Source organism: Serratia silvae, assembly GCF_023282985.1.
Taxonomy (GTDB): Bacteria; Pseudomonadota; Gammaproteobacteria; order Enterobacterales; family Enterobacteriaceae; genus Chania; species Chania silvae.
The window spans coordinates 1-20,357 of sequence record NZ_JAGQDC010000025.1 but is presented as its reverse complement, the minus strand read 5'-3'; the positions used below and the strand labels follow the sequence as shown (position 1 = coordinate 20,357).

The window sequence follows — 20,357 nt, the reverse complement described above, 5'->3', positions numbered from 1 at the left end:
GTTGGGTTACCGCGCTCACTTCTGCATAAAAACAGACTGGACATCCATACAGGCTCCCTTTAACGTGACAAGCAACGGGCGCAATATGCGCCGTAAGCGCATGCATGTATGACAGGAGGCAGGGTGGATACCAGTTTGGTTTACGGTATTGGTGGCGTGGCGATAGGTTTACTGCTGGGGTGGCTGATCGCCAGCCTGCGGGCGCAACAGCACGGTGCGCAGCATGAAATCGACATGCGTCTGCTGGAACAGTCTTTACAGCAGGCACAGCTTGAAACTGCCTCCCGCCTAGATACGTTGCAACGCCACGAACAGCTACTGCGGCAAAACGATCTGGAATTGCGTACCCTGCATAGCCAACTGGCCGCTGGGCAGGAGAGGCTGCAACAGCTCAACCATTGGCGCAATGAATGTGAATTGCTGAACCAAGAGTTACGGGCGCAGCGTGAAGTCAACAGCGCGCAGGAAGCCGAACTGCGCGAGGTGACGATCCGCCTGGAAGAGACCCGCATGGCCGCAGAAGAGAAACAGCGGTTATTGATCAGCAGTGAACAGCGTTTGACCACCCAGTTCGAGAACCTGGCCAACCGCATTTTCGAAAACAGCGGCCGCAAGGTGGATGAGCAAAATAAGCAAAGCCTGGATCGCCTGTTGCTGCCGTTACGTGAGCAATTGGATGGCTTCCGCCGCCAGGTGCAGGACAGTTTTGGCCAGGAAGCACGCGAACGCCATACATTGACGCACGAAATCCGTAATCTACAACAATTGAATGCGCAAATGGCTCGCGAGGCGCTCAACCTCACCAAGGCGTTAAAAGGCGATAACAAAACTCAGGGTAACTGGGGTGAAGTGGTATTGAGCCGCGTGTTGGAAGCCTCTGGCCTGCGCGAAGGGCATGAGTATGAGACGCAGGTCAATGTGCGGCTGGATAGCCAAAGCCGCATGCAGCCAGACGTGATCGTGCGTTTACCGCAGGGCAAAGACGTGGTGATCGACGCCAAAATGTCGCTGGTGGCCTATGAGCGTTATTTCAACAGTGAAGATGATTTCGAGCGGGAAGCGGCGTTGACCGAACATATCACTTCGCTGCGCGGGCACATCCGTGTGCTGGGCCGTAAGGATTATCAACAGTTGCCAGGCCTGCGTTCGCTGGATTATGTGCTGATGTTTATCCCGGTGGAACCTGCCTTCCTGCTGGCTATTGATCGTGAGCCAGAGCTGATTAGCGAGGCATTGCAACATAACATCATGCTGGTCAGCCCAACGACCTTGCTGGTGGCGCTGCGTACCATTACCAACCTTTGGCGCTATGAGCACCAGAGCCAGAACGCACAGCGGATCGCTGATCGCGCCGCCCGGCTGTATGACAAGATGCGCCTGTTCGTTGACGATATGTCGGCCCTGGGGCAAAGCCTGGATAGGGCGCAGGGCAGTTATCACCAGGCGATGAATAAACTGAGCGAAGGTCGTGGTAATCTTATCGGCCGGATTGAGGGCTTCCGTGCGCTCGGGGTTGAGATTAAACGACCCATCAACCCGCTGTTGGCGCAGCAGGCATCGGAACAACAGGATGATGAGTTACTCTCAGAGCCAGACGAGGATATTGCCTCGCTGCCGGGGGAAGACGACGACAATAGCTGCGAAGAACCGCATCACGCATCGCACGGATGATGCCTCTGCAATGTGGGGTATTACGCGGCTTTCTGATACACTCCACGACACTAAATTGACTGAATGGCAGGCAGGACAATGGCAGATCAAGCGCAGGAAACCACCGATTTTGGCTTTCGTACCGTAGCAAGAGACGAGAAGCAGGCCATGGTGGCTAACGTTTTTCACTCGGTAGCGGCAAAGTATGACGTGATGAACGACCTGATGTCGTTTGGTATCCATCGTATCTGGAAGCGTTTTACCATCGATTGCAGCGGCGTACGCCGTGGCCAACGTGTGCTGGATCTGGCCGGTGGTACAGGCGATCTGGCCGCCAAGTTCTCCCGCATGGTGGGCGAGCAGGGGCAGGTGGTGCTGGCGGATATCAACGATTCCATGCTCAAGATGGGGCGTGAAAAACTGCGTGACCACGGCATCGTTGGCAATATCAGCTACGTGCAGGCCAACGCCGAAGCGCTGCCGTTCCCGGATAATTATTTTGACTGCATCACTATCTCCTTTGGCCTGCGCAACGTCACCGACAAAGACAAAGCGCTGCGCTCAATGTTCCGCGTGTTGAAACCAGGTGGCCGCCTGCTGGTGCTGGAGTTTTCCAAACCACTGCTGGAGCCGCTGAGCAAGGCTTACGACGCCTATTCCTTCCACGTGCTGCCAAAAATTGGTGAGCTGGTGGTGAAAGATCCGGACAGTTACCGCTATCTGGCAGAATCGATCCGTATGCACCCCGATCAGGAAACCCTGAAGGGCATGATGGCGTTGGCCGGTTTCGAGAACGTCAACTACTTCAACCTGACTGGCGGCATCGTAGCGCTGCACCGGGGCTTCAAGTTCTGATATGGAAATGCCGATGCTGCTAACCCCGTTACTGACCGGTGTGCTGGAAACCTCGCTTAATAGCCTGCTGTTTCGCGATCGCAGCATGAAAGCTGCCCGCCAACGGCTGGCGGGTAAAGTGTTGCGTATCGAGCTACAGGAACTCTCTTCGCCGTTGGTACTGCTGTTCAGCGAACAGCGCGTGGATGTGCTCGGCCAATCAGAAGACAGTGCCGACTGTACGGTGCAAACTCGTGTGCCGGTGCTGCTGAAATTGCGCGATCGTCAGCAACTTTCGCCGCTGATGCGTAGCGGCGAGCTGATCGTCGAAGGCGATATTCAGGTGGTGCAACAGTTGGTCGGTTTGCTCGATCTGGCTGAGTGGGATCCGGCGGAATGGCTGGCGCCGTATGTGGGCGACATCGCCGCGCAAGGGGTTAGTCAGATCGTTGGCAAAGGTTTGGGCCTGCTGAAATCCGGCTTGCAGAGCCAGCAACGCTACGTAGCCGAAACGCTGACCGAAGAGTGGCGTATGGCTCCCGGCCCGCTTGAAGTGGTGTGGTTTAACGAAGAGGTTGATGCCACCGTTCGCAGTGTGGATGCACTGATTGCCCGTCTGGACCTGTTGGAGGGTAAGCGATGACCCCTGGCGAAATTTGCCGCCTGTATTTGATCGTGCGCGTTTTCCTTAGCTATGGTCTGGATGAACTGATCCCCAAGATGCGTTTGACGTTGCCGCTGCGTATTGGCCGCCGTCTGCTGTTCTGGATGCCGAACCGCCATAAAGACCAGCCGTTGGGCGAACGCCTGCGCCTGGCGCTGCAAGAGCTGGGCCCGGTGTGGATCAAGTTCGGCCAGATGATGTCGACTCGCCGCGATCTGTTCCCGCCGCATATTGCTGACCAACTGACATTGTTACAGGATCGGGTGGCGCCGTTCGATGGCGCTCTGGCGCGTAAACATATTGAACTGGCGATGGGCGGCCCGCTGGAAACCTGGTTCGATGATTTTGACCAGCAGGCACTGGCGTCTGCTTCGATTGCCCAGGTGCATACTGCTCGGTTGAAAACGACTGGCCAAGAGGTGGTGCTGAAGGTGATCCGCCCGGACATTGGGCCGATTATCAAAGCCGATGTGCGTCTGATGTATCGCCTGGCAGGCTGGGTACCCAAGCTGATGCCGGACGGTCGCCGTCTGCGCCCGCGTGAAGTGGTGCGTGAATATGAGAAAACCCTGCTCGATGAGCTAAACCTGCTGCGTGAAGCGGCCAACGCCATCCAGCTTCGCCGTAATTTTGACGGTAGCCCGATGCTCTACGTGCCAGAGGTTTACTCCGATTACTGCCGTGAAAGCGTGCTGGTGATGGAGCGGATTTACGGCATCCCGGTGTCGGATATTGCGGCTCTGGAACAGCAGAACACCAATATGAAGCTGCTGGCCGAGCGCGGCGTCCAGGTGTTCTTTACCCAGGTGTTCCGTGACAGCTTCTTCCATGCCGACATGCATCCAGGTAATATTTTCGTCAGCTATGAGCACCCGGAAGACCCGTGTTATATCGGTATTGACTGCGGCATCGTGGGGTCCCTGAACAAAGACGACAAGCGCTATCTGGCGGAAAACTTTATCGCCTTCTTCAACCGCGATTACCGTAAGGTGGCGGAGCTGCACGTTGACTCAGGCTGGGTACCGCGTGATACCAACGTGGAGGATTTTGAGTTTGCCATCCGTACCGTCTGCGAGCCGATTTTTGAAAAACCGCTGGCGGAAATTTCGTTCGGTAACGTGTTGTTGAACCTGTTCAACACCGCACGCCGCTTCAATATGGAAGTGCAGCCGCAGCTGGTATTACTCCAGAAAACGCTGCTGTACGTTGAGGGCCTTGGACGTCAGCTCTATCCGCAATTAGACCTGTGGACCACAGCGAAGCCGTTCCTGGAAAGCTGGTTGCGGGATCAGGTAGGCATTCCGGCGGTGATCCGCGCGCTGAAAGAAAAAGCACCGTTTTGGGCCGAGAAACTGCCTGAGTTACCTGAATTATTTTATGACAGCCTGCAACAGCATAAACTGTTGCAACAAAGCGTCGATAAATTGACCAGTCAGATGCAGGCGCAACGCGTTCGGCAAGGTCAATCACGGTATTTGTTCGGCGTTGGCGCTACACTGTTAGTCAGTGGTACGATTTTACTGCTGGGAGGCGTAGAGCTGTTTCCTGCCTGGATGATGGCCGCAGGCGTAGTGGCCTGGATCGTCGGTTGGAAACGCACCGTCTGAATAAATTAACCATCAGGTTAAGCGTTGTCGCTGTAGCCCTGCAAAAACGGGGCATATCCAACACAAAGATGAAGGGTATATAATGCGGCAACTTAAAAATTACCCTATGTATTTCAAGCTTGTCGCCTAGCTGCAGCTTGAAAGACGACGGGTATAGACCCTTTTAATCTCTAGAGGTAACTGCAATGGGCGGTATTAGTATTTGGCAATTGTTGATCATCGCGGTGATCGTGGTGCTGCTGTTTGGTACCAATAAACTCCGTACGCTGGGTTCCGATCTCGGTGCATCAATCAAAGGCTTCAAGAAAGCGATTGGCGATGACAACACCGCAGCGCCAACCAACACCACTGAAAAAACCAACCACGACGCGGACTTTGCGGCTAAGCCTATCACCGATAAGCAGCCGGAAGTGAAAGCAGCGGAAGAGTCGAAGAACAAAGAGCAGGTATAAACCGTGTTTGACATTGGGTTTGGTGAACTGCTGCTGGTACTGGTGATTGGCCTGGTGGTACTCGGGCCAGAACGGTTACCGGTAGCGGTCAGGACCGTTGCGGGCTGGATCCGAGCGCTGCGCTCTCTGGCGGCCTCGGTACAGAATGAGCTGACGCAGGAATTGAAGCTGCAAGAGCTGCAGGAAAGCCTGAAGAAGGCAGAGAAAGCCGGCTTGCAGAATTTAACGCCAGAACTCAAAGCCTCGATGGATGAGCTGAAAGAGGCGGCTGAGTCGCTGAAACGTTCTTATCACGTCGATACGGACGAGCCGCCGCATACCATCCATAATCCAGTGGTCACCGATCCCGAAGCCATTCACGACGGCGTGACCCCAGCGGAAGCGGCGACTACCGCTTCGGCACCTGTTGCAACACCGCAGCCCATAGAACCCGCGCCAGCCGTGCAACGCGAGCCGGTGGTGCCACCTGTGGTTCAGGCAACGGTAGTGGATCAGCAAGCCCCTGCCAAGCAGGCCATTCCAGAGCCTGTGGCGGGTAAATCCCCTGCGTCTCAACAACCTAGTGGCGAACGTTAATACATGGCCGTTGAAGATACCCAACCGCTTATCAGTCATCTTATTGAACTGCGTAAGCGGCTGTTGAATTCGATCATCAGCGTGCTGGTGATCTTTATCGTGTTGGTGTTTTTCGCTAACGATATTTATCAGATCGTTTCTGCACCGCTGATCGATCAGTTGCCTGCTGGGGCGAGCATGATCGCCACCGACGTGGCTTCACCCTTCTTTGCTCCGATCAAGCTGACGATGATGGTGTCGGTGATCGTTGCCGCGCCTTTCATTCTCTATCAGGTTTGGGCCTTTATCGCTCCAGCGCTGTACCAGCATGAACGCCGCCTGATGATGCCGCTGCTATTCTCCAGTAGCCTGCTGTTTTATCTCGGGATGGCGTTTGCCTACTTTATCGTGTTCCCGCTGGCCTTTGGCTTTTTTGCCAAAACTGCGCCCATCGGCGTCACGATTGCGACCGATATCAGCAACTACCTGAGCTTTGTCATGGCACTGTTTATGGCATTCGGCGTGGCTTTTGAGGTGCCGGTTGCCATTATTCTGCTGTGCTGGAGCGGTGTCACCACGCCAGAAGACCTGCGTAAGAAACGCCCGTATGTACTGGTCGGTGCTTTCGTGGTTGGCATGCTGTTGACGCCGCCGGACGTGTTCTCGCAAACCCTGTTGGCGATCCCGATGTACCTGCTGTTTGAGGTCGGGGTATTCTTCGCCCGTTTCTATGTCGGGAAGCGGCGCAAGCCGGTAGAGGAAGAAGAGGAAGGCGAAGAGCCACCAGCCTCCTGATACTCGTCTGTCCCTAAGCCGCCCATCGGGCGGCTTTTGCTTTGGAAAAACCATGTTTGATATTGGCGTCAACCTTACCAGTTCCCAATTTGCCAAAGATGTCTCTCAGGTGGTCGAGCGTGCCCAAACCGCAGGCGTGACGGGGATGCTGATCACTGGCACTAACGCAGAGCAAAGCGAGGCGGCCAGCCTCCTGGCTCAAGCGTATAGCGGTTATTGCTGGTCTACGGCGGGCGTGCATCCGCATGATGCCAGCAGTTGGAATGATGAGGTAGCGCAGCAAATTCACCGGTTGGCATTGCAGCCCTTCGTTGCAGCCATCGGCGAATGTGGGCTGGATTTTAACCGCAATTTTTCTACCCCGGCACAGCAGGAAGTGGCTTTCAACGCCCAGTTGGCATTGGCCGCTGAGCTTAACATGCCGGTATTCCTGCACTGCCGCGACGCACACGCACGTTTTGTTGCACTACTGACCCCTTGGTTGGATAAACTGCCCGCCGCAGTCGTGCATTGCTTCACCGGCAGCGCAGACGAGTTACAGGACTGTCTGGCGCTGGGGCTGTCGATCGGTATCACCGGTTGGGTATGTGATGAGCGTCGGGGTCTCGAACTGCGTGCCTTGTTACCCCACATCCCGGTCGAACGTCTGCTGCTGGAAACCGATGCCCCCTATTTGTTGCCCCGGGATTTACACCCAAAACCTGCATCTCGTCGCAACGAACCCTGTTTTCTGCCCCATATCGTTCGGCAGGTTGCGGCCTGGCGAGAAGAAGATCCCGCGTGGTTGGGTCAGAAAACTGATGAGAATGCCCGCCGGTTATTCCGGCTGGTTTGAGTTAGGAGAAAATTATGAGCTATGCATTTCCGGGCACCTTCCCTGGTCGCCGTATGCGCCGTGTGCGCCGTCATGACTTCAGCCGCCGTTTGGTCGCAGAGAATCAGGTGACGGTCAATGACCTGATCTACCCGGTCTTTGTCATGGAGGGTAGCAACCGCCAGGAAGCCGTTTCCTCGATGCCTGGCGTATCGCGTATGAGTATCGATCTGCTGATCAAAGAGGCGGAAGCCATTGCCAAACTTGGCGTGCCGGTGATCTCCCTATTTCCGGTGATTGAGCCCGGCCTTAAGTCGCTGCATGCCGAGGAAGCTTATAACCCGGATGGCTTGGTGCAACGTACCGTGCGTGCGCTGAAAGACGCCGTGCCGGAGCTGGGGATCCTGACCGATGTGGCGCTCGACCCGTATACGACCCATGGGCAGGATGGGGTGATTGACGAGCATGGCTACGTGATCAACGACATCAGCAAAGAAATTCTGGTTCGCCAGGCGCTGTCTCATGCAGAAGCCGGTGCTGAAATCGTGGCCCCTAGCGATATGATGGATGGCCGTATCGGTGCGATCCGCGATCAATTGGAGCTGCAAGGGTTAGTGAATACCCAAATCATGGCGTATTCCGCCAAATATGCCTCATGCTATTACGGCCCGTTCCGTGATGCGCTCGGCTCCACCGGTAACCTGAAAGGCGGCAACAAAAAAACCTATCAGATGGATCCAGCTAACGGTGACGAAGCCCTGCAAGAGATTGCTCAGGATCTGCAGGAAGGCGCAGATATGGTGATGGTGAAGCCGGGGATGCCATATCTGGACGTGGTTCGGCGTGTCAAAGATACCTTCGGGGTGCCGACCTTCGCCTATCAGGTGTCGGGTGAATATGCGATGCATATGGCGGCGATCCAGAACGGCTGGCTGCAGGAGCAACCGGCGGTGATGGAATCCTTGCTGTGCTTTAAGCGTGCCGGGGCTGATGGTGTGCTGACCTACTTTGCCAAGCGTGTCGCCCAGTGGCTGCATGATGATGCGATGCGCCGTTAATCGGTAGCAGACGAAAACAGGCACCCTTGGGTGCCTGTTTTCGTTAGAGCTTCTGGAATTGCCGGTTATCGATGCTCTGGTTAATCTGCTTGTTGATCAGATTCAGCAGCAACATGGAGCGCGCTTCACCGTCGGGTTCGGTATAGATCGCATGCAGTCCCTCGAACATGCCATCGGTGATCAACACCGTATCGCCCGGCTGCGGGGTCTCTGGATCCACATAGCATTCTTCGCTATGTGCCTGAAGCTCTTCGATAACCTGTAAAGGTATCTGGGTCGGTAAGGCTCCAAATCGTACAAAGTGGCTAACACCACGGGTTGCGCTGATCGTGGTAGTGTGAATACGCTCAGGATCGAATTCAACAAACAGGTAGTTGGGAAACAGCGGTTCGCTAACGGCAGTACGCTTACCGCGCACGATTTTCTCCAACGTAATAATTGGGCTCAGGCAGTTGACGGCTTGCCTTACCAGGTGTTCCTGGGCCCGTAAGAGCTGGCCGCGCTTACAATAAAGTAAATACCAAGATTCCATAGTTTCACATGCCTTTCTGTCAGCCGTTAAGCATACCAAAAGCCACTGCGGATACCTAGTGACGCAAGTATCCATCTATTGCCATTAGTGACTGCAATCCCCCGTAGCCCGCATAAAGTCACACACTTGATTACCCAGTTCAGGTATAACCATAGGTTCAAAATTTGCGACTGTCACAGAGGCCTGATGCTCAATGTGACGTCTTTAATCATTCTTGCACTGAGGGAGAGACATGGAGCTATTTTTGCTAAGTAACGGCAAGCTTTCCGGCGAGGCCGAACTACTCGGCTATGCCAAGAGGCAACTGCTGGCGATGATTGAACGCCGTAACATCACATCAGCCGTATTTGTCCCTTACGCAATGATCCGTGGTGATTACGATCAGCGTGCGGGGGAGTTGTCGCAGACATTGGGTATCAAAGTCACCAGCATTCACCATGCCGAGTCTCCGGCAGAGGCGATCGCGCAGGCCGAGTGTATTTTGGTCAGCGGCGGTAATACCTGGATGCTGAATCAGATGCTGCATGAAAATGGCCTGATTGTGCCAATCCAGCGTGCGGTGCGTGAGCGCGAAGTGCCTTATGTGGGGTGGAGCGCTGGTTGTAACGTGGCGACGCCGAGCATCCGTACTACCAACGATATGCCGGTACGCAACAGCGTCGTGTTGCCTGCGTTGGGGCTGTTCCCGGTACAGATCAACCCACATTACATCGATGCTCACATCAGCGGCCACATGGGTGAAACCCGTGATGAGCGTCTGGCAGAATTCTGTGCGGTGAACCCAAGCGAGTCGGTTGTTGCACTGCGTGAAGGCAGCCTGTTGCACGTCTGCGGTAACGATTTGCGCTACTTCAGCGCCAGGGAGCAGGGTTTCAAGGTGTTCCGCCACGGTGCAGAGACCCGGGAGTATCAGGATACCTCGGCGCTGCGCTCGCTGGTGCCGTTTACCTGTCATTGATAAACCGAAAGGGTGACCCCTACCGTGATGATTACCATCGTGGTGACAACCCAAACTAGTCGCGCTAATGTGGGCAGATTGGCTAGAATTTGTTAATCTATCCCTTTGCTGTGAAACGCCTTAAAATCAGCCAGTTAATTAAACGTCGAGCCACATTGGGGTTTTCAGGTTTCGGTGTTTAAATCTTCTATAAATCAATGGTGTAATGGCTTGCATGAAATACCGTGACCTACGCGATTTCCTCTCGTTGCTGGAAAAGAGAGGGGAACTAAAACGCATCAGCCAGCCGATTGATCCCTATCTGGAAATGACAGAAATTGCCGATCGTACGCTGCGAGCAGGCGGCCCGGCGTTGCTGTTCGAAAATCCGAAAGGCTACGATATGCCAGTGCTCTGTAACCTGTTCGGCACGCCCAAACGGGTGGCGATGGGGATGGGGCAGGAAGACGTCAGTGCGCTGCGCGAAGTGGGCAAGCTGCTGGCGTTCCTTAAAGAGCCGGAGCCGCCGAAGGGCTTTCGCGATCTGTTCGACAAGGTTCCCAAATTCAAACAAGTGCTGAATATGCCGACCAAGGTGCTGGGCTCTGCTCCGTGCCAGGAACAGGTGTGGCAAGGGGAAGATGTCGATCTCGGCCGTATCCCGGTGATGCACTGCTGGCCGGAAGATGCTGCCCCGCTGGTGACTTGGGGGCTGACGGTTACCCGTGGCCCGCATAAAGAGCGCCAGAATCTGGGGATCTATCGCCAGCAGGTGTTGGGCAAGAACAAGCTGATTATGCGCTGGCTCTCGCACCGTGGCGGCGCGCTGGATTATCAGGAGTGGTGTCAGGAACACCCGGGTGAACGTTTCCCGGTCGCCGTTGCGCTGGGGGCCGATCCTGCTACCATTTTGGGCGCGGTGACGCCGGTGCCGGATAACCTGTCTGAATATGCCTTTGCCGGGCTGTTGCGCGGCAACAAGACCGAAGTGGTCAAATGCCTGTCCTGCGATCTTGAAGTTCCGGCCAGCGCGGAAATTGTGCTGGAAGGCTATATCGAGCAAGGGGAGCTGGCGCCGGAAGGCCCGTATGGCGATCACACCGGTTACTATAACGAGATCGATCACTTCCCCGTCTTTACCGTGACCCATATTACCCAGCGGCGCAACGCGATTTATCACTCAACCTATACCGGCCGCCCGCCGGATGAACCTGCGGTGATGGGGGTGGCGTTGAACGAAGTGTTTGTGCCGATCCTGCAAAAACAGTTCCCGGAAATCGTCGATTTCTACCTGCCGCCGGAAGGGTGTTCCTATCGCCTGGCTGTGGTGACCATCAAAAAACAGTACGCAGGACACGCCAAACGCGTAATGATGGGGGTCTGGTCTTTCCTACGCCAATTTATGTATACCAAGTTTGTCATTGTTTGTGATGACGACGTGAATGCGCGTGACTGGAATGACGTGATTTGGGCGATCACCACCAGAATGGATCCGGCAAGGGATACCGTTTTAGTGGAGAATACGCCGATTGATTATCTGGACTTCGCCTCGCCGGTTTCCGGGCTGGGATCGAAGATGGGCCTGGATGCCACCAATAAATGGCCGGGAGAAACCCAGCGAGAGTGGGGCCGTCCGATTCAAATGGATGAGAAGGTGCGCGCACGCATCGATGAAATCTGGGATGAGCTCGCCATATTCAGTGACAGAGAACCGACGCTTTAAGCGCCAGTCTTTTTTCTCGGTCTTGCATTGATGACCCGACAGAGGGAACGCATGACAATATTGAGCTGTAAAGTGACCTCCGTAGAGGCCATTACCGATACCGTTTATCGGGTACGTTTGGTGCCAGAGGCACCGTTTTCGTTCAAAGCAGGGCAATACCTGATGGTAGTGATGGATGAGCGTGATAAACGCCCGTTCTCTGTGGCCTCGACGCCAGCGCAGCAAGATTATATCGAGCTGCATATTGGCGCTTCTGAACTGAACCTGTATGCCATGGCGGTGATGGATCGCGTGCTGAAAGAGCAGGCCATCACCGTGGATATTCCTCATGGTGAAGCCTGGCTGCGTGAAGAGGGCGAGCGCCCACTGGTCTTGATTGCAGGGGGTACCGGGTTCTCTTACGCACGCTCGATTTTACTGACGGCGCTGGAACAGCAACCGAATCGCGATATCTCGATCTACTGGGGTGGCCGTGAGCTGAAGCATCTTTATGATCTCAGCGAACTGGAGGCGATTTCACTGCAATACCCCAATCTGAAGGTCATCCCGGTAGTTGAACAGCCGGAAGAGGACTGGCGTGGCCGCAGCGGCACGGTGCTGAGCGCCGTGTTACAAGATTTTGGCTCGCTGGCGGAGCATGATATTTATATCGCAGGGCGTTTCGAGATGGCGAAAATTGCCCGTGAGCGTTTCTGTGCCGAGCGTGGCGCACTGGAAGCGCACATGTTTGGCGATGCTTTCGCGTTCATCTGATTGTACGCGCAGCATTAAAGACGGGGTGGCCAGGTGCTGCCCCGTTTTTATTGGTGTCGAATATCAGGCATAAAAAAACCCGCCCCTGACAGGCGGGAAGTACAGCAACAAAACCTTTGGGATGCCCTTTTGGGGCATCCAATCAGACACAGCTAAACGCGTTCAAATACCGTGGCGATCCCCTGACCCAGGCCGATACACATAGTGGCCAGACCAAATTGCACGTCACGGCGTTCCATATTATTCAGCAGGGTGGTGGAGATACGGGAGCCGGAGCAGCCTAATGGGTGGCCCAAGGCAATCGCACCGCCGTTAAGGTTGATCTTATCGTCCATGCTTTCCAGCAGCCCCAGATCTTTAATGCAAGGCAGCGACTGGGCGGCAAAGGCCTCATTCAATTCAAACAGATCGATATCCTGTATGCTCAGACCGGCACGTTTAAGCGCGAGCTTGCTGGCAGGCACCGGCCCATAGCCCATGATCGAAGGATCGCATCCCACGACCGCCATTGAGCGGATGCGGGCACGAGCCTTCAGGCCGAGCGACTTGGCACGGGATTCGCTCATGATCAGCATGGCGGAAGCGCCGTCAGACAGTGCGGAAGAGGTGCCTGCGGTGACGGTGCCGTTGACCGGATCAAACGCCGGACGCAACGCCGCCAGGCTGGCAACGGTGGTTTCCGGGCGGATCACTTCATCATAATCGTAACGTGTCAGTACACCGTCGGCGTCATGGCCGGTGGTGGGGATAATTTCGTTTTTGAAATAGCCGGCCAACGTAGCGGCATGGGCACGTTGGTGGGAGCGGGCTGCAAACTCATCCTGCATTTCGCGGCTGATATTATGCATTTTGGCCAACATTTCTGCGGTCAGGCCCATCATCCCGGCCGCTTTTGCCACGGTGCGGCTCAGGCCTGGATGGAAGTCTACGCCGTGGTTCATCGGAACGTGGCCCATATGTTCCACACCGCCAATCAGGCTGACCTGTGCGTCACCCACCATGATGGCGCGGGCGGCGTCGTGCAAGGCCTGCATCGAGGAGCCACACAGGCGGTTCACTGTTACCGCTGGCACGCGATGTGGGATCTCGGCCAGCAGCGCGGCGTTACGGGCGATGTTGAAGCCTTGTTCCAGCGTCTGCTGCACGCAGCCCCAATAAATATCATCAATCTCAGCGGCATTCAGCGCCGGGTTACGGCTCAGCACGGCACGCATCAGATGAGCGGAAAGATCTTCCGCGCGTACCTGGCGGAAAGCGCCGCCCTTTGAGCGGCCCATTGGCGTACGAACGGCATCAACAATAACTACGTTTTCCATCTTTATAACCTCATGCCGGTTGGCCAGTGGTGATATCAGACAGCGCCGCTGTCGCCACCGGATAGTAGCTTTCATTACGTTCTGCCTTGGCACGCAGACCGGCTGGCACCTGATACAGCGCCCCCAAATTAGCGTAACGCTGGGCCATTTCGACGTAATTGGCGGTGCCGAGCGTATCCAGATAGCGGAATGCGCCACCGTGGAACGGCGGGAAGCCGATGCCATAAACCAATGCCATATCCGCTTCTGCGGGGCTGGCCACGATGCCTTCTTCCAGGCAGCGTACCACTTCGTTGATCATTGGGATCATCATGCGAGCGATGATCTCTTCACTGCTGAAGGTTTGTGCCGATGCGCTCACGGTTGCCAGCAGAGTGTCGGTTTGTTCGTCGTTGTCTTTACGTGGTTTGCCTTTACTGTCCTGGCTGTAGCGGTAGAAGCCCAGCTGGTTTTTCTGGCCGAAGCGTTGGTTATCAAACATCACGTCGATAGCATCACGATAATCTTTACTCATACGCTCAGGGAAACCGTTAGCCATCACCGCCTGGGCGTGGTGCGCGGTATCAATACCAACCACATCCAACAGATACGCCGGGCCCATCGGCCAGCCAAACTGTTTTTCCATCACTTTGTCGATCTGACGGAAGTCGGCCCCGTCACGCAGTAACTGACTGAAACCGGCGAAATACGGGAACAGCACGCGGTTAACGAAGAACCCTGGGCAATCATTGACCACGATCGGCGTTTTGCCCATGCGGGTGGCGTAGGCCACCACGGCGGCGATAGTGCTGTCGCTGGTGTGTTCACCGCGGATAATCTCAACCAACGGCATACGATGCACTGGGTTGAAGAAATGCATACCGCAGAAGTTTTGCGGGCGTTTCAACGAGTTGGCCAAGTGATTGATCGGGATGGTTGAGGTGTTGGAGGCCAGCACGGTATCTTCGCCGATCAGCGCTTCCACTTCAGACAACACCGCCGCTTTTACCTTAGGATTCTCAACCACGGCCTCAACAATCAGTTGAGCACGTTCGATACCGGCATAGTCCAGCGTTGGCTGGATGGTTGACAGCACCTGTGCCATCTTCAGGCCATCCAACTTACCGCGCTCCAGCTGTTTATTCAGCAGCTTGGCCGCCTCATTCATGCCGAGAGTCAGGGATTTGTCGTTGATGTCCTTCATGATCACCGGTACGCCTTTCAGCGCGGATTGGTAGGCGATACCGCCCCCCATGATCCCGGCACCCAGCACGGCAGCCTGTTTTGGGGCTTCAACGTTCTTGGCCAGCTTTTTCGCCTGACCTTTCACGAACTGATCGTTGAGGAAAATACCCACCAGGGCGCGCGCTTCGTTAGAGCGGGCCAAAGGCACAAAGCTGGCGGTTTCCAGTTTCAACGCTTCGTCACGGCCCAGCTTGGCGGCAGCTTCGATGGTTTTTACCGCAGTCATCGGCGCAGGGTAATGTTTCCCGGCAGTTTGCATCACCATGCCTTTGGCAGTGGTGAAACTCATGGCCGCTTCGATTGGGCTCAGCTTCAGTGGCTCCAGCTTTGGCTGACGGTAGGCGCGCCAGTCGAGTTGGCCGTCGATCGCCTGTTGCAGCATTTTCAGCGCGGCTTCCACCAGTTTCTCCGGTGCGACCACGGCGTCGACCAGGCCGACTTTCAGTGCGTCTTTCGCGCCGATATCTTTCCCGGCAGCAATGATTTCCAGCGCGCTGTCGTTACCCAGCAGGCGTGGCAGGCGTACGGAACCCCCGAAACCTGGCATGATGCCCAGTTTGGTTTCCGGCAGGCCGATGCGTGCGTCCGGAGAGGCGATACGGAAATCGGTCGCCAGGATGCATTCGCAACCCCCGCCTAACGCGTAACCGTTAATGGCGGAGAGGGTTGGCACCGGCAAATCTTCCAGCCGGTTAAAGATGGTATTGGCAAATACCAGCCATTCATGCAGCTTTTCGGCCGGAGCGGCAAACAGCGAGAGGAACTCGGTGATGTCGGCACCCACGATGAATGCGGATTTGGCAGAGCGCAGCAGCAGCCCTTTCAACTCGGTTTGCTGTTCCAGCACCTCGAGTGCGGCACCCAGGCTGGCAACGGTGCTGGTATCCAGCTTGTTGATCGGGCCTGGTGCGTTGAACACCAACTCGGCGATGCCGTTGTCGAGCCAGTGTACTTGTAATGTTTCGCCTTGGTAGAGCATGTCGATCTCCTGAATCAGCGCAGATGATCTGGTATGACCAGATGATGAGGAGTGTGGTTTTTATGTTAATAAATTGCAAATAATAGATTGCATATTTGCAAACCGGATCACAGGAGGAATAGCTAATTGCTTGATACCCAATCAAGTTATTTTTCAGACTCTAGTGAGAAACTTTGGCGCGTAGCGGCCGTTTCGTCCGGGGATGTAATCTGTTTGCAGCAGTTTGCGAAGCACGCCTCATGCAAGAGGAGATGGGGTTGGAGCGTGGGATCAGTGTGTTAAGATGGCTCATTCCGTTCTGAGGGTATAAGGGTACTGTGATGGAAACGCTGGCTTCTTTGTATAACGACCACCTGGCAACACTGCAACAACGAGCTCGTGAAGTATTAGAGCGCAACAATCTAGATGCATTGCTGATCCATTCAGGCGAGCTGCAACGGGTCTTTCTGGACGACCACAGCTACCCGTTTAAAGTGAACGCCAACTTCAAGGCGTGGGTGCCGGTAACGTCGGTGCCGAACTGCTGGCTGTGGGTGGACGGCGTTAACAAACCAAAGCTGTGGTTCTATTCCCCGGTGGATTACTGGCATAGCGTTGAGCCGCTACCCAACAGTTTCTGGACTAAGTCCATTGAACTGCAGCCGCTGACCAATGCCGATGATATCGCCAGCCAATTGCCGCAACAGCGCGAGCGTGTGGGTTATATCGGCTATGCACAACAGCGAGCCCTCTCTCTTGGCATTGCGGCTGAAAATATCAACCCGCAAGCGGTGCTGAATTTCCTCGATTTCCGTCGTTCGATTAAAACCGGCTATGAGCTGGCCTGCATGCGCGAAGCGCAGAAAACGGCCGTGATGGGGCACCGTGCCGCTCAAGAAGCCTTCCAGTCCGGTATGAGCGAGTTCGATATCAACCTGGCCTACCTGACCGCCACTGGCCATCGTGATACGGACGTGCCTTACGATAATATCGTGGCCCTGAATGAGCATGCGGCGGTGCTGCATTACACCAAGCTGGATCATCAACCGCCGGCCGAATACCGCAGCTTCCTGATCGATGCAGGGGCGGAATACAACGGCTACGCCGCCGACCTGACTCGTACCTATGCGGCTCAGAGCGACAATGCGTTCGCCCATCTGGTGAAAGATCTCAACAGTGAACAGCTCGCGCTGATAGATACCATCAAAGCCGGGGTGCGTTACACGGATTACCATGTACAGATGCATCAACGCATCGCCAAGCTGTTGAAAAATCATAAGCTGGTAACGGGCATCAGCGAAGAAGCGATGGTCGAACAAGGCATTACCTGCCCGTTCCTGCCGCACGGCTTAGGCCATCCGCTTGGCCTACAGGTGCATGATGCCGCTGGTTTTATGCAGGATGAAAATGGTACCCATCTGGCAGCACCGGCAAAATATCCTTTCCTGCGCTGTACCCGTGTCATGCAACCAGGCATGGTGCTGACTATTGAACCGGGCCTGTATTTCATTGAGTCCCTGTTGGCGCCTTGGCGTAGTGGGGAGTTCAGTAAACACTTTGCCTGGGATCGTATCGACGTGCTGAAACCTTACGGCGGTATCCGCATTGAGGACAATATCGTGATCCACGAAAAGCGTATTGAGAATATGACGCGCGATCTGAACCTGGCCTGATGCAGCCTTACCCCATTCCTGGCGCTGTCATCAGCGTCAGTGAAGAGATAAAGAAAAGCCGTTTCATCACCCTGCTGGCACCCACCTGTGGGGTCGAGGCGGCCAAAGCCTTTGTCCAGCAGGTGCGTGACGAGCATCCAACGGCCCGGCACCATTGCTGGGCTTTTGTTGCCGGGGCACCGAATGATTCGCAGCAGTTGGGGTTCTCCGATGACGGTGAACCCTCTGGCACCGCGGGCAAGCCCATCCTGAGCCAGCTAATGGGCAGTGGGATCGGTGAAATAACCGCGGTGGTAGTTCGCTACTATGGTGGGATCAAACTAGGTACCGGTGGCCTGGTGCGGGCATACGGCAGTGGCGTACAACAGGCGCTTAAGCAGTTGGTTGTCAGCTATAAAGTGCCGCAGCTCGAATATACTTTGCAGTGCGACTATGCTCAGCTGGCAATGGTAGAGAATTTGTTACAGCTTAGTGAAGGGCGGATTGTGCATGGGGATTACGGTGCTGCCGTGGTGTTACATCTGGCGCTACCGGCCACGGGTACTGAGGCATTCGGGAATAAATTACGCGATCTCAGCCGCGGAAGTTTGCAATTAGTCCCTATATCGCAATAATTCCCACCAACTGAATTGTTAAGGATCGTGCTGAAATGCATTTTCGCGCCATAACCCGTATTGTGGGCCTGCTGGTTATCCTGTTTTCCGGGACAATGTTTATTCCTGGCCTGGTGGCATTGATATACCGCGACGGAGCGGGGCGGGCATTCAGCCAGACCTTCTTTGTAGCCGTGACCATTGGCTTGATGCTGTGGTGGCCAAACCGTAAGCAGAAGCATGAGTTAAAGCCGCGTGAAGGCTTCCTCATTGTGGTGCTGTTCTGGACCGTGCTGGGCAGCGTGGGGGCATTGCCTTTCCTGTTTTCCGAACGGCCCAATCTCTCCCTGACAGACGCCTTTTTTGAATCTTTCTCGGGTTTAACCACCACCGGTGCCACCACCCTGGTTGGGTTAGACTCATTGCCTAAAGCCATCTTATTCTACCGCCAGATGCTGCAATGGATGGGGGGGATGGGGATCATCGTCCTGGCCGTCGCCATACTGCCTATCCTCGGCGTCGGGGGCATGCAGCTTTACCGTGCGGAAATGCCCGGCCCATTGAAAGATAACAAAATGCGCCCGCGTATTGCCGAAACGGCTAAGACCTTGTGGCTGATTTACGTATTGCTGACCATAGCCTGCGCGCTGGCGCTATGGGGTGCCGGCATGTCAGTGTTCGATGCTATCGGCCATAGCTTTGCAACTATCGCCATCGGGGGCTTCTCCACACATGATGCCAGCGTGGGTTACTTCGCCAGCCCGGCCATCAACACCATCATCGCTGTGTTCCTATTGATCTCCGGTTGTAACTACGGCTTGCACTTTGCCTTGCTCAGCGGGCGCAGCTTGAAAGTGTACTGGCGCGATCCGGAATTTCGCATGTTTATCGCCGTGCAGTTCACGCTGGTGGCGGTGTGTACCGTGGTGCTGTGGTGGCACGGTATATATAGAAGCGGCATGGAAACGCTTAATCAGGCTTTCTTCCAAGTGGTGTCAATGGCAACCACCGCAGGGTTTACCACCGACAGCATCGCCAAATGGCCACTATTCCTGCCAATGCTCCTGCTCTGCTCTGCCTTTATCGGTGGCTGCGCAGGTTCGACCGGCGGTGGTTTGAAAGTGATCCGCATCCTGCTGCTGTATTTGCAAGGGTCACGTGAGTTGAAGCGGTTAGTGCACCCGAATGCGGTTTACACCATCAAGTTGGGCAACCGTGCGTTACCGGAGCGTATTCTTGAAGCGGTGTGGGGATTCTTCTCCGCCTATGCATTGGTATTTATCGTCAGCATGCTGGCCATTATCGCCACCGGCGTGGACGAGTTTTCGGCCTTTGCAGCGGTAACGGCTACGCTTAATAACCTGGGGCCGGGCCTCGGCGTCGTCGCCGATAACTTTACCACCATGCCGCCACCGGCAAAGTGGGTACTGGTCTTGACCATGCTGTTTGGTCGTTTGGAAGTGTTTACGCTGCTGGTTCTCTTCACACCGACTTTCTGGCGTGAGTAAATGTATCTACGAGGAGTAACGCCATGAAGGCACTGATTCTCTATTCGAGCCGTGACGGACAAACACACTCTATTGCTGCTTATATAGCTAACCAGTTGCAGGATACCCTGAACTGCGACGTTATCGATCTGCAGCAGGCTGAGCATATCGAGCTTGGACAGTACCAACAGGTACTTATAGGGGCTTCGATACGCTACGGGCATTTCAATACGGCATTACACCGATTTGTGAAGCGCCACGCTGATCAACTGAATCAGATGCCTAGTGCGTTCTTCGCGGTTAACCTGACGGCACGCAAACCGGAAAAGCGTTCGCCGCAAACCAATGCCTACACCCGTAAGTTCTTATTGTCATCACCTTGGCAGCCGAAGCAGTGCGCCGTGTTCGCCGGTGCGCTGCGTTATCCGCGTTATCGCTGGTTCGATCGCGTCATGATCCGCTTTATTATGAAAATGACCGGGGGAGAGACGGATACCAGTAAAGAAGTGGAATATACAGATTGGCAGCAGGTGGACCGTTTTTCCCAGGAATTCAGCCGTATCCAGTACGAAAAGTGATAGAAATGCTGCCTTGTGCAGCGTTTTGCCGAAAAAAGCCGCGCTTGAAAAGTTTTTTGAATTTAGGGGTTGCGCCCTTCTGAGAACTCCCTATAATGCGCCTCCACTGACCGGGAACAACGAACTCTTTATAGCAAAGAATGTCGCCCAGCCA

20 protein-coding genes are annotated in these 20,357 nt (G+C 55.1%); 16 read left to right on the top strand and 4 right to left on the bottom strand.

Annotated elements, in window-relative coordinates:
* The first annotated feature begins 123 nt into the window (after window positions 1-123).
* From rmuC to hemB, 9 genes are all read left to right on the top strand, one after another.
* Complete coding sequence (gene rmuC, locus KAJ71_RS21540) at window positions 124-1,671, top strand: DNA recombination protein RmuC (RefSeq protein WP_248947558.1); 1,548 nt, start codon at window positions 124-126, stop codon at window positions 1,669-1,671.
* Window positions 1,672-1,749: 78 nt separating this feature from the next.
* Window positions 1,750-2,505 carry a bifunctional demethylmenaquinone methyltransferase/2-methoxy-6-polyprenyl-1,4-benzoquinol methylase UbiE gene (gene ubiE / locus KAJ71_RS21535; protein WP_248947557.1) on the top strand — a complete coding sequence of 252 codons (756 nt, stop codon included), beginning with the start codon at window positions 1,750-1,752 and terminating at the stop codon, window positions 2,503-2,505.
* Window positions 2,506-2,518: 13 nt separating this feature from the next.
* Window positions 2,519-3,127 carry a ubiquinone biosynthesis protein UbiJ gene (gene ubiJ / locus KAJ71_RS21530; protein ID WP_248947556.1) on the top strand — a complete coding sequence of 203 codons (609 nt, stop codon included), beginning with the start codon at window positions 2,519-2,521 and terminating at the stop codon, window positions 3,125-3,127.
* Window positions 3,124-4,755 (top strand): ubiquinone biosynthesis regulatory protein kinase UbiB, encoded by a 1,632-nt coding sequence (gene ubiB, locus KAJ71_RS21525; RefSeq protein ID WP_248947555.1) that lies wholly within the window; start codon window positions 3,124-3,126, stop codon window positions 4,753-4,755. Before ubiJ ends, ubiB begins: the two co-directional genes overlap by 4 nt.
* Before the next feature lie 185 nt (window positions 4,756-4,940).
* Window positions 4,941-5,207 carry a Sec-independent protein translocase subunit TatA gene (tatA, locus tag KAJ71_RS21520; protein WP_065685043.1) on the top strand — a complete coding sequence of 89 codons (267 nt, stop codon included), beginning with the start codon at window positions 4,941-4,943 and terminating at the stop codon, window positions 5,205-5,207.
* A 3-nt stretch (window positions 5,208-5,210) separates the two neighbouring features.
* Window positions 5,211-5,783, top strand: coding sequence for a Sec-independent protein translocase protein TatB (tatB, locus tag KAJ71_RS21515; RefSeq protein ID WP_248947554.1), 573 nt, complete (start codon window positions 5,211-5,213; stop codon window positions 5,781-5,783).
* Window positions 5,784-5,786: 3 nt separating this feature from the next.
* Window positions 5,787-6,557: a Sec-independent protein translocase subunit TatC gene (gene tatC / locus KAJ71_RS21510; RefSeq protein ID WP_248947553.1), complete on the top strand. Its 771-nt coding sequence runs from the start codon at window positions 5,787-5,789 to the stop codon at window positions 6,555-6,557.
* A gap of 52 nt (window positions 6,558-6,609) precedes the next feature.
* A complete protein-coding gene (gene tatD / locus KAJ71_RS21505) occupies window positions 6,610-7,392 on the top strand; it encodes a 3'-5' ssDNA/RNA exonuclease TatD (protein WP_248947552.1) in 783 nt (260 codons plus the stop codon).
* A gap of 14 nt (window positions 7,393-7,406) precedes the next feature.
* The gene (gene hemB / locus KAJ71_RS21500; protein ID WP_021181463.1) at window positions 7,407-8,429 is read left to right on the top strand and encodes a porphobilinogen synthase; all 1,023 of its coding nucleotides are present in this window, start codon (window positions 7,407-7,409) and stop codon (window positions 8,427-8,429) included.
* 43 nt (window positions 8,430-8,472) lie between these two features.
* On the opposite strand, the gene rfaH is transcribed toward hemB, so the two are convergent.
* Window positions 8,473-8,961: a transcription/translation regulatory transformer protein RfaH gene (gene rfaH, locus KAJ71_RS21495; RefSeq protein ID WP_248947551.1), complete on the bottom strand. Its 489-nt coding sequence runs from the start codon at window positions 8,959-8,961 to the stop codon at window positions 8,473-8,475.
* A gap of 232 nt (window positions 8,962-9,193) precedes the next feature.
* Here rfaH and pepE point away from each other — a divergent pair, with 232 nt between their 5' ends.
* From pepE to fre, 3 genes are all read left to right on the top strand, one after another.
* Window positions 9,194-9,919, top strand: coding sequence for a dipeptidase PepE (gene pepE, locus KAJ71_RS21490; RefSeq protein ID WP_248947550.1), 726 nt, complete (start codon window positions 9,194-9,196; stop codon window positions 9,917-9,919).
* A 205-nt stretch (window positions 9,920-10,124) separates the two neighbouring features.
* Window positions 10,125-11,621 (top strand): 4-hydroxy-3-polyprenylbenzoate decarboxylase, encoded by a 1,497-nt coding sequence (gene ubiD, locus KAJ71_RS21485; RefSeq protein ID WP_248947549.1) that lies wholly within the window; start codon window positions 10,125-10,127, stop codon window positions 11,619-11,621.
* 51 nt (window positions 11,622-11,672) lie between these two features.
* The gene (gene fre, locus KAJ71_RS21480; protein WP_024485471.1) at window positions 11,673-12,374 is read left to right on the top strand and encodes an NAD(P)H-flavin reductase; all 702 of its coding nucleotides are present in this window, start codon (window positions 11,673-11,675) and stop codon (window positions 12,372-12,374) included.
* A 152-nt stretch (window positions 12,375-12,526) separates the two neighbouring features.
* Here fre and fadA read toward each other — a convergent pair whose 3' ends face one another.
* Both fadA and fadB read right to left on the bottom strand, forming a co-directional pair.
* Window positions 12,527-13,690 (bottom strand): acetyl-CoA C-acyltransferase FadA, encoded by a 1,164-nt coding sequence (gene fadA, locus KAJ71_RS21475; RefSeq protein ID WP_248947548.1) that lies wholly within the window; start codon window positions 13,688-13,690, stop codon window positions 12,527-12,529.
* A 10-nt stretch (window positions 13,691-13,700) separates the two neighbouring features.
* On the bottom strand, window positions 13,701-15,893 hold the full coding sequence (fadB, locus tag KAJ71_RS21470; protein WP_248947547.1) for a fatty acid oxidation complex subunit alpha FadB: 2,193 nt from the start codon (window positions 15,891-15,893) through the stop codon (window positions 13,701-13,703).
* A gap of 320 nt (window positions 15,894-16,213) precedes the next feature.
* Here fadB and pepQ point away from each other — a divergent pair, with 320 nt between their 5' ends.
* From pepQ to hemG, 4 genes are read left to right on the top strand one after another with little or no spacing between them, the layout of a single operon-like run.
* Window positions 16,214-17,545: a Xaa-Pro dipeptidase gene (gene pepQ / locus KAJ71_RS21465; RefSeq protein WP_248947546.1), complete on the top strand. Its 1,332-nt coding sequence runs from the start codon at window positions 16,214-16,216 to the stop codon at window positions 17,543-17,545.
* Window positions 17,545-18,159: an IMPACT family protein gene (locus tag KAJ71_RS21460; RefSeq protein ID WP_248947545.1), complete on the top strand. Its 615-nt coding sequence runs from the start codon at window positions 17,545-17,547 to the stop codon at window positions 18,157-18,159. Before pepQ ends, KAJ71_RS21460 begins: the two co-directional genes overlap by 1 nt.
* Before the next feature lie 35 nt (window positions 18,160-18,194).
* Window positions 18,195-19,646, top strand: a complete 1,452-nt coding sequence (trkH, locus tag KAJ71_RS21455; RefSeq protein WP_021181454.1) for a Trk system potassium transporter TrkH — start codon at window positions 18,195-18,197, stop codon at window positions 19,644-19,646.
* Between the two features lie 23 nt (window positions 19,647-19,669).
* The gene (hemG, locus tag KAJ71_RS21450; protein ID WP_021181453.1) at window positions 19,670-20,203 is read left to right on the top strand and encodes a menaquinone-dependent protoporphyrinogen IX dehydrogenase; all 534 of its coding nucleotides are present in this window, start codon (window positions 19,670-19,672) and stop codon (window positions 20,201-20,203) included.
* Here the strand turns inward: hemG and KAJ71_RS21445 are convergent.
* Window positions 20,178-20,357: hypothetical protein (locus tag KAJ71_RS21445; protein ID WP_248947544.1), on the bottom strand; the 180-nt coding region annotated here is incomplete at its 5' end. The two genes, hemG and KAJ71_RS21445, sit on opposite strands and share 26 nt — an antisense overlap.

Excerpts from the sequence above, each read along its gene's own strand:
- ubiE (WP_248947557.1), top strand. The coding sequence starts at position 1,750 with ATGGCAGATCAAGCGCAGGAAACCACCGATTTTGGCTTTCGTACCGTA.
- ubiJ (WP_248947556.1), top strand. The coding sequence starts at position 2,519 with ATGCTGCTAACCCCGTTACTGACCGGTGTGCTGGAAACCTCGCTTAAT.
- ubiB (WP_248947555.1), top strand. The coding sequence starts at position 3,124 with ATGACCCCTGGCGAAATTTGCCGCCTGTATTTGATCGTGCGCGTTTTC.
- tatA (WP_065685043.1), top strand. The coding sequence starts at position 4,941 with ATGGGCGGTATTAGTATTTGGCAATTGTTGATCATCGCGGTGATCGTG.
- tatC (WP_248947553.1), top strand. The coding sequence starts at position 5,787 with ATGGCCGTTGAAGATACCCAACCGCTTATCAGTCATCTTATTGAACTG.
- tatD (WP_248947552.1), top strand. The coding sequence starts at position 6,610 with ATGTTTGATATTGGCGTCAACCTTACCAGTTCCCAATTTGCCAAAGAT.
- hemB (WP_021181463.1), top strand. The coding sequence starts at position 7,407 with ATGAGCTATGCATTTCCGGGCACCTTCCCTGGTCGCCGTATGCGCCGT.
- rfaH (WP_248947551.1), bottom strand. The coding sequence starts at position 8,961 with ATGGAATCTTGGTATTTACTTTATTGTAAGCGCGGCCAGCTCTTACGG.
- pepE (WP_248947550.1), top strand. The coding sequence starts at position 9,194 with ATGGAGCTATTTTTGCTAAGTAACGGCAAGCTTTCCGGCGAGGCCGAA.
- ubiD (WP_248947549.1), top strand. The coding sequence starts at position 10,125 with ATGGCTTGCATGAAATACCGTGACCTACGCGATTTCCTCTCGTTGCTG.
- fre (WP_024485471.1), top strand. The coding sequence starts at position 11,673 with ATGACAATATTGAGCTGTAAAGTGACCTCCGTAGAGGCCATTACCGAT.
- fadA (WP_248947548.1), bottom strand. The coding sequence starts at position 13,690 with ATGGAAAACGTAGTTATTGTTGATGCCGTTCGTACGCCAATGGGCCGC.
- fadB (WP_248947547.1), bottom strand. The coding sequence starts at position 15,893 with ATGCTCTACCAAGGCGAAACATTACAAGTACACTGGCTCGACAACGGC.
- pepQ (WP_248947546.1), top strand. The coding sequence starts at position 16,214 with ATGGAAACGCTGGCTTCTTTGTATAACGACCACCTGGCAACACTGCAA.
- KAJ71_RS21460 (WP_248947545.1), top strand. The coding sequence starts at position 17,545 with ATGCAGCCTTACCCCATTCCTGGCGCTGTCATCAGCGTCAGTGAAGAG.
- trkH (WP_021181454.1), top strand. The coding sequence starts at position 18,195 with ATGCATTTTCGCGCCATAACCCGTATTGTGGGCCTGCTGGTTATCCTG.
- hemG (WP_021181453.1), top strand. The coding sequence starts at position 19,670 with ATGAAGGCACTGATTCTCTATTCGAGCCGTGACGGACAAACACACTCT.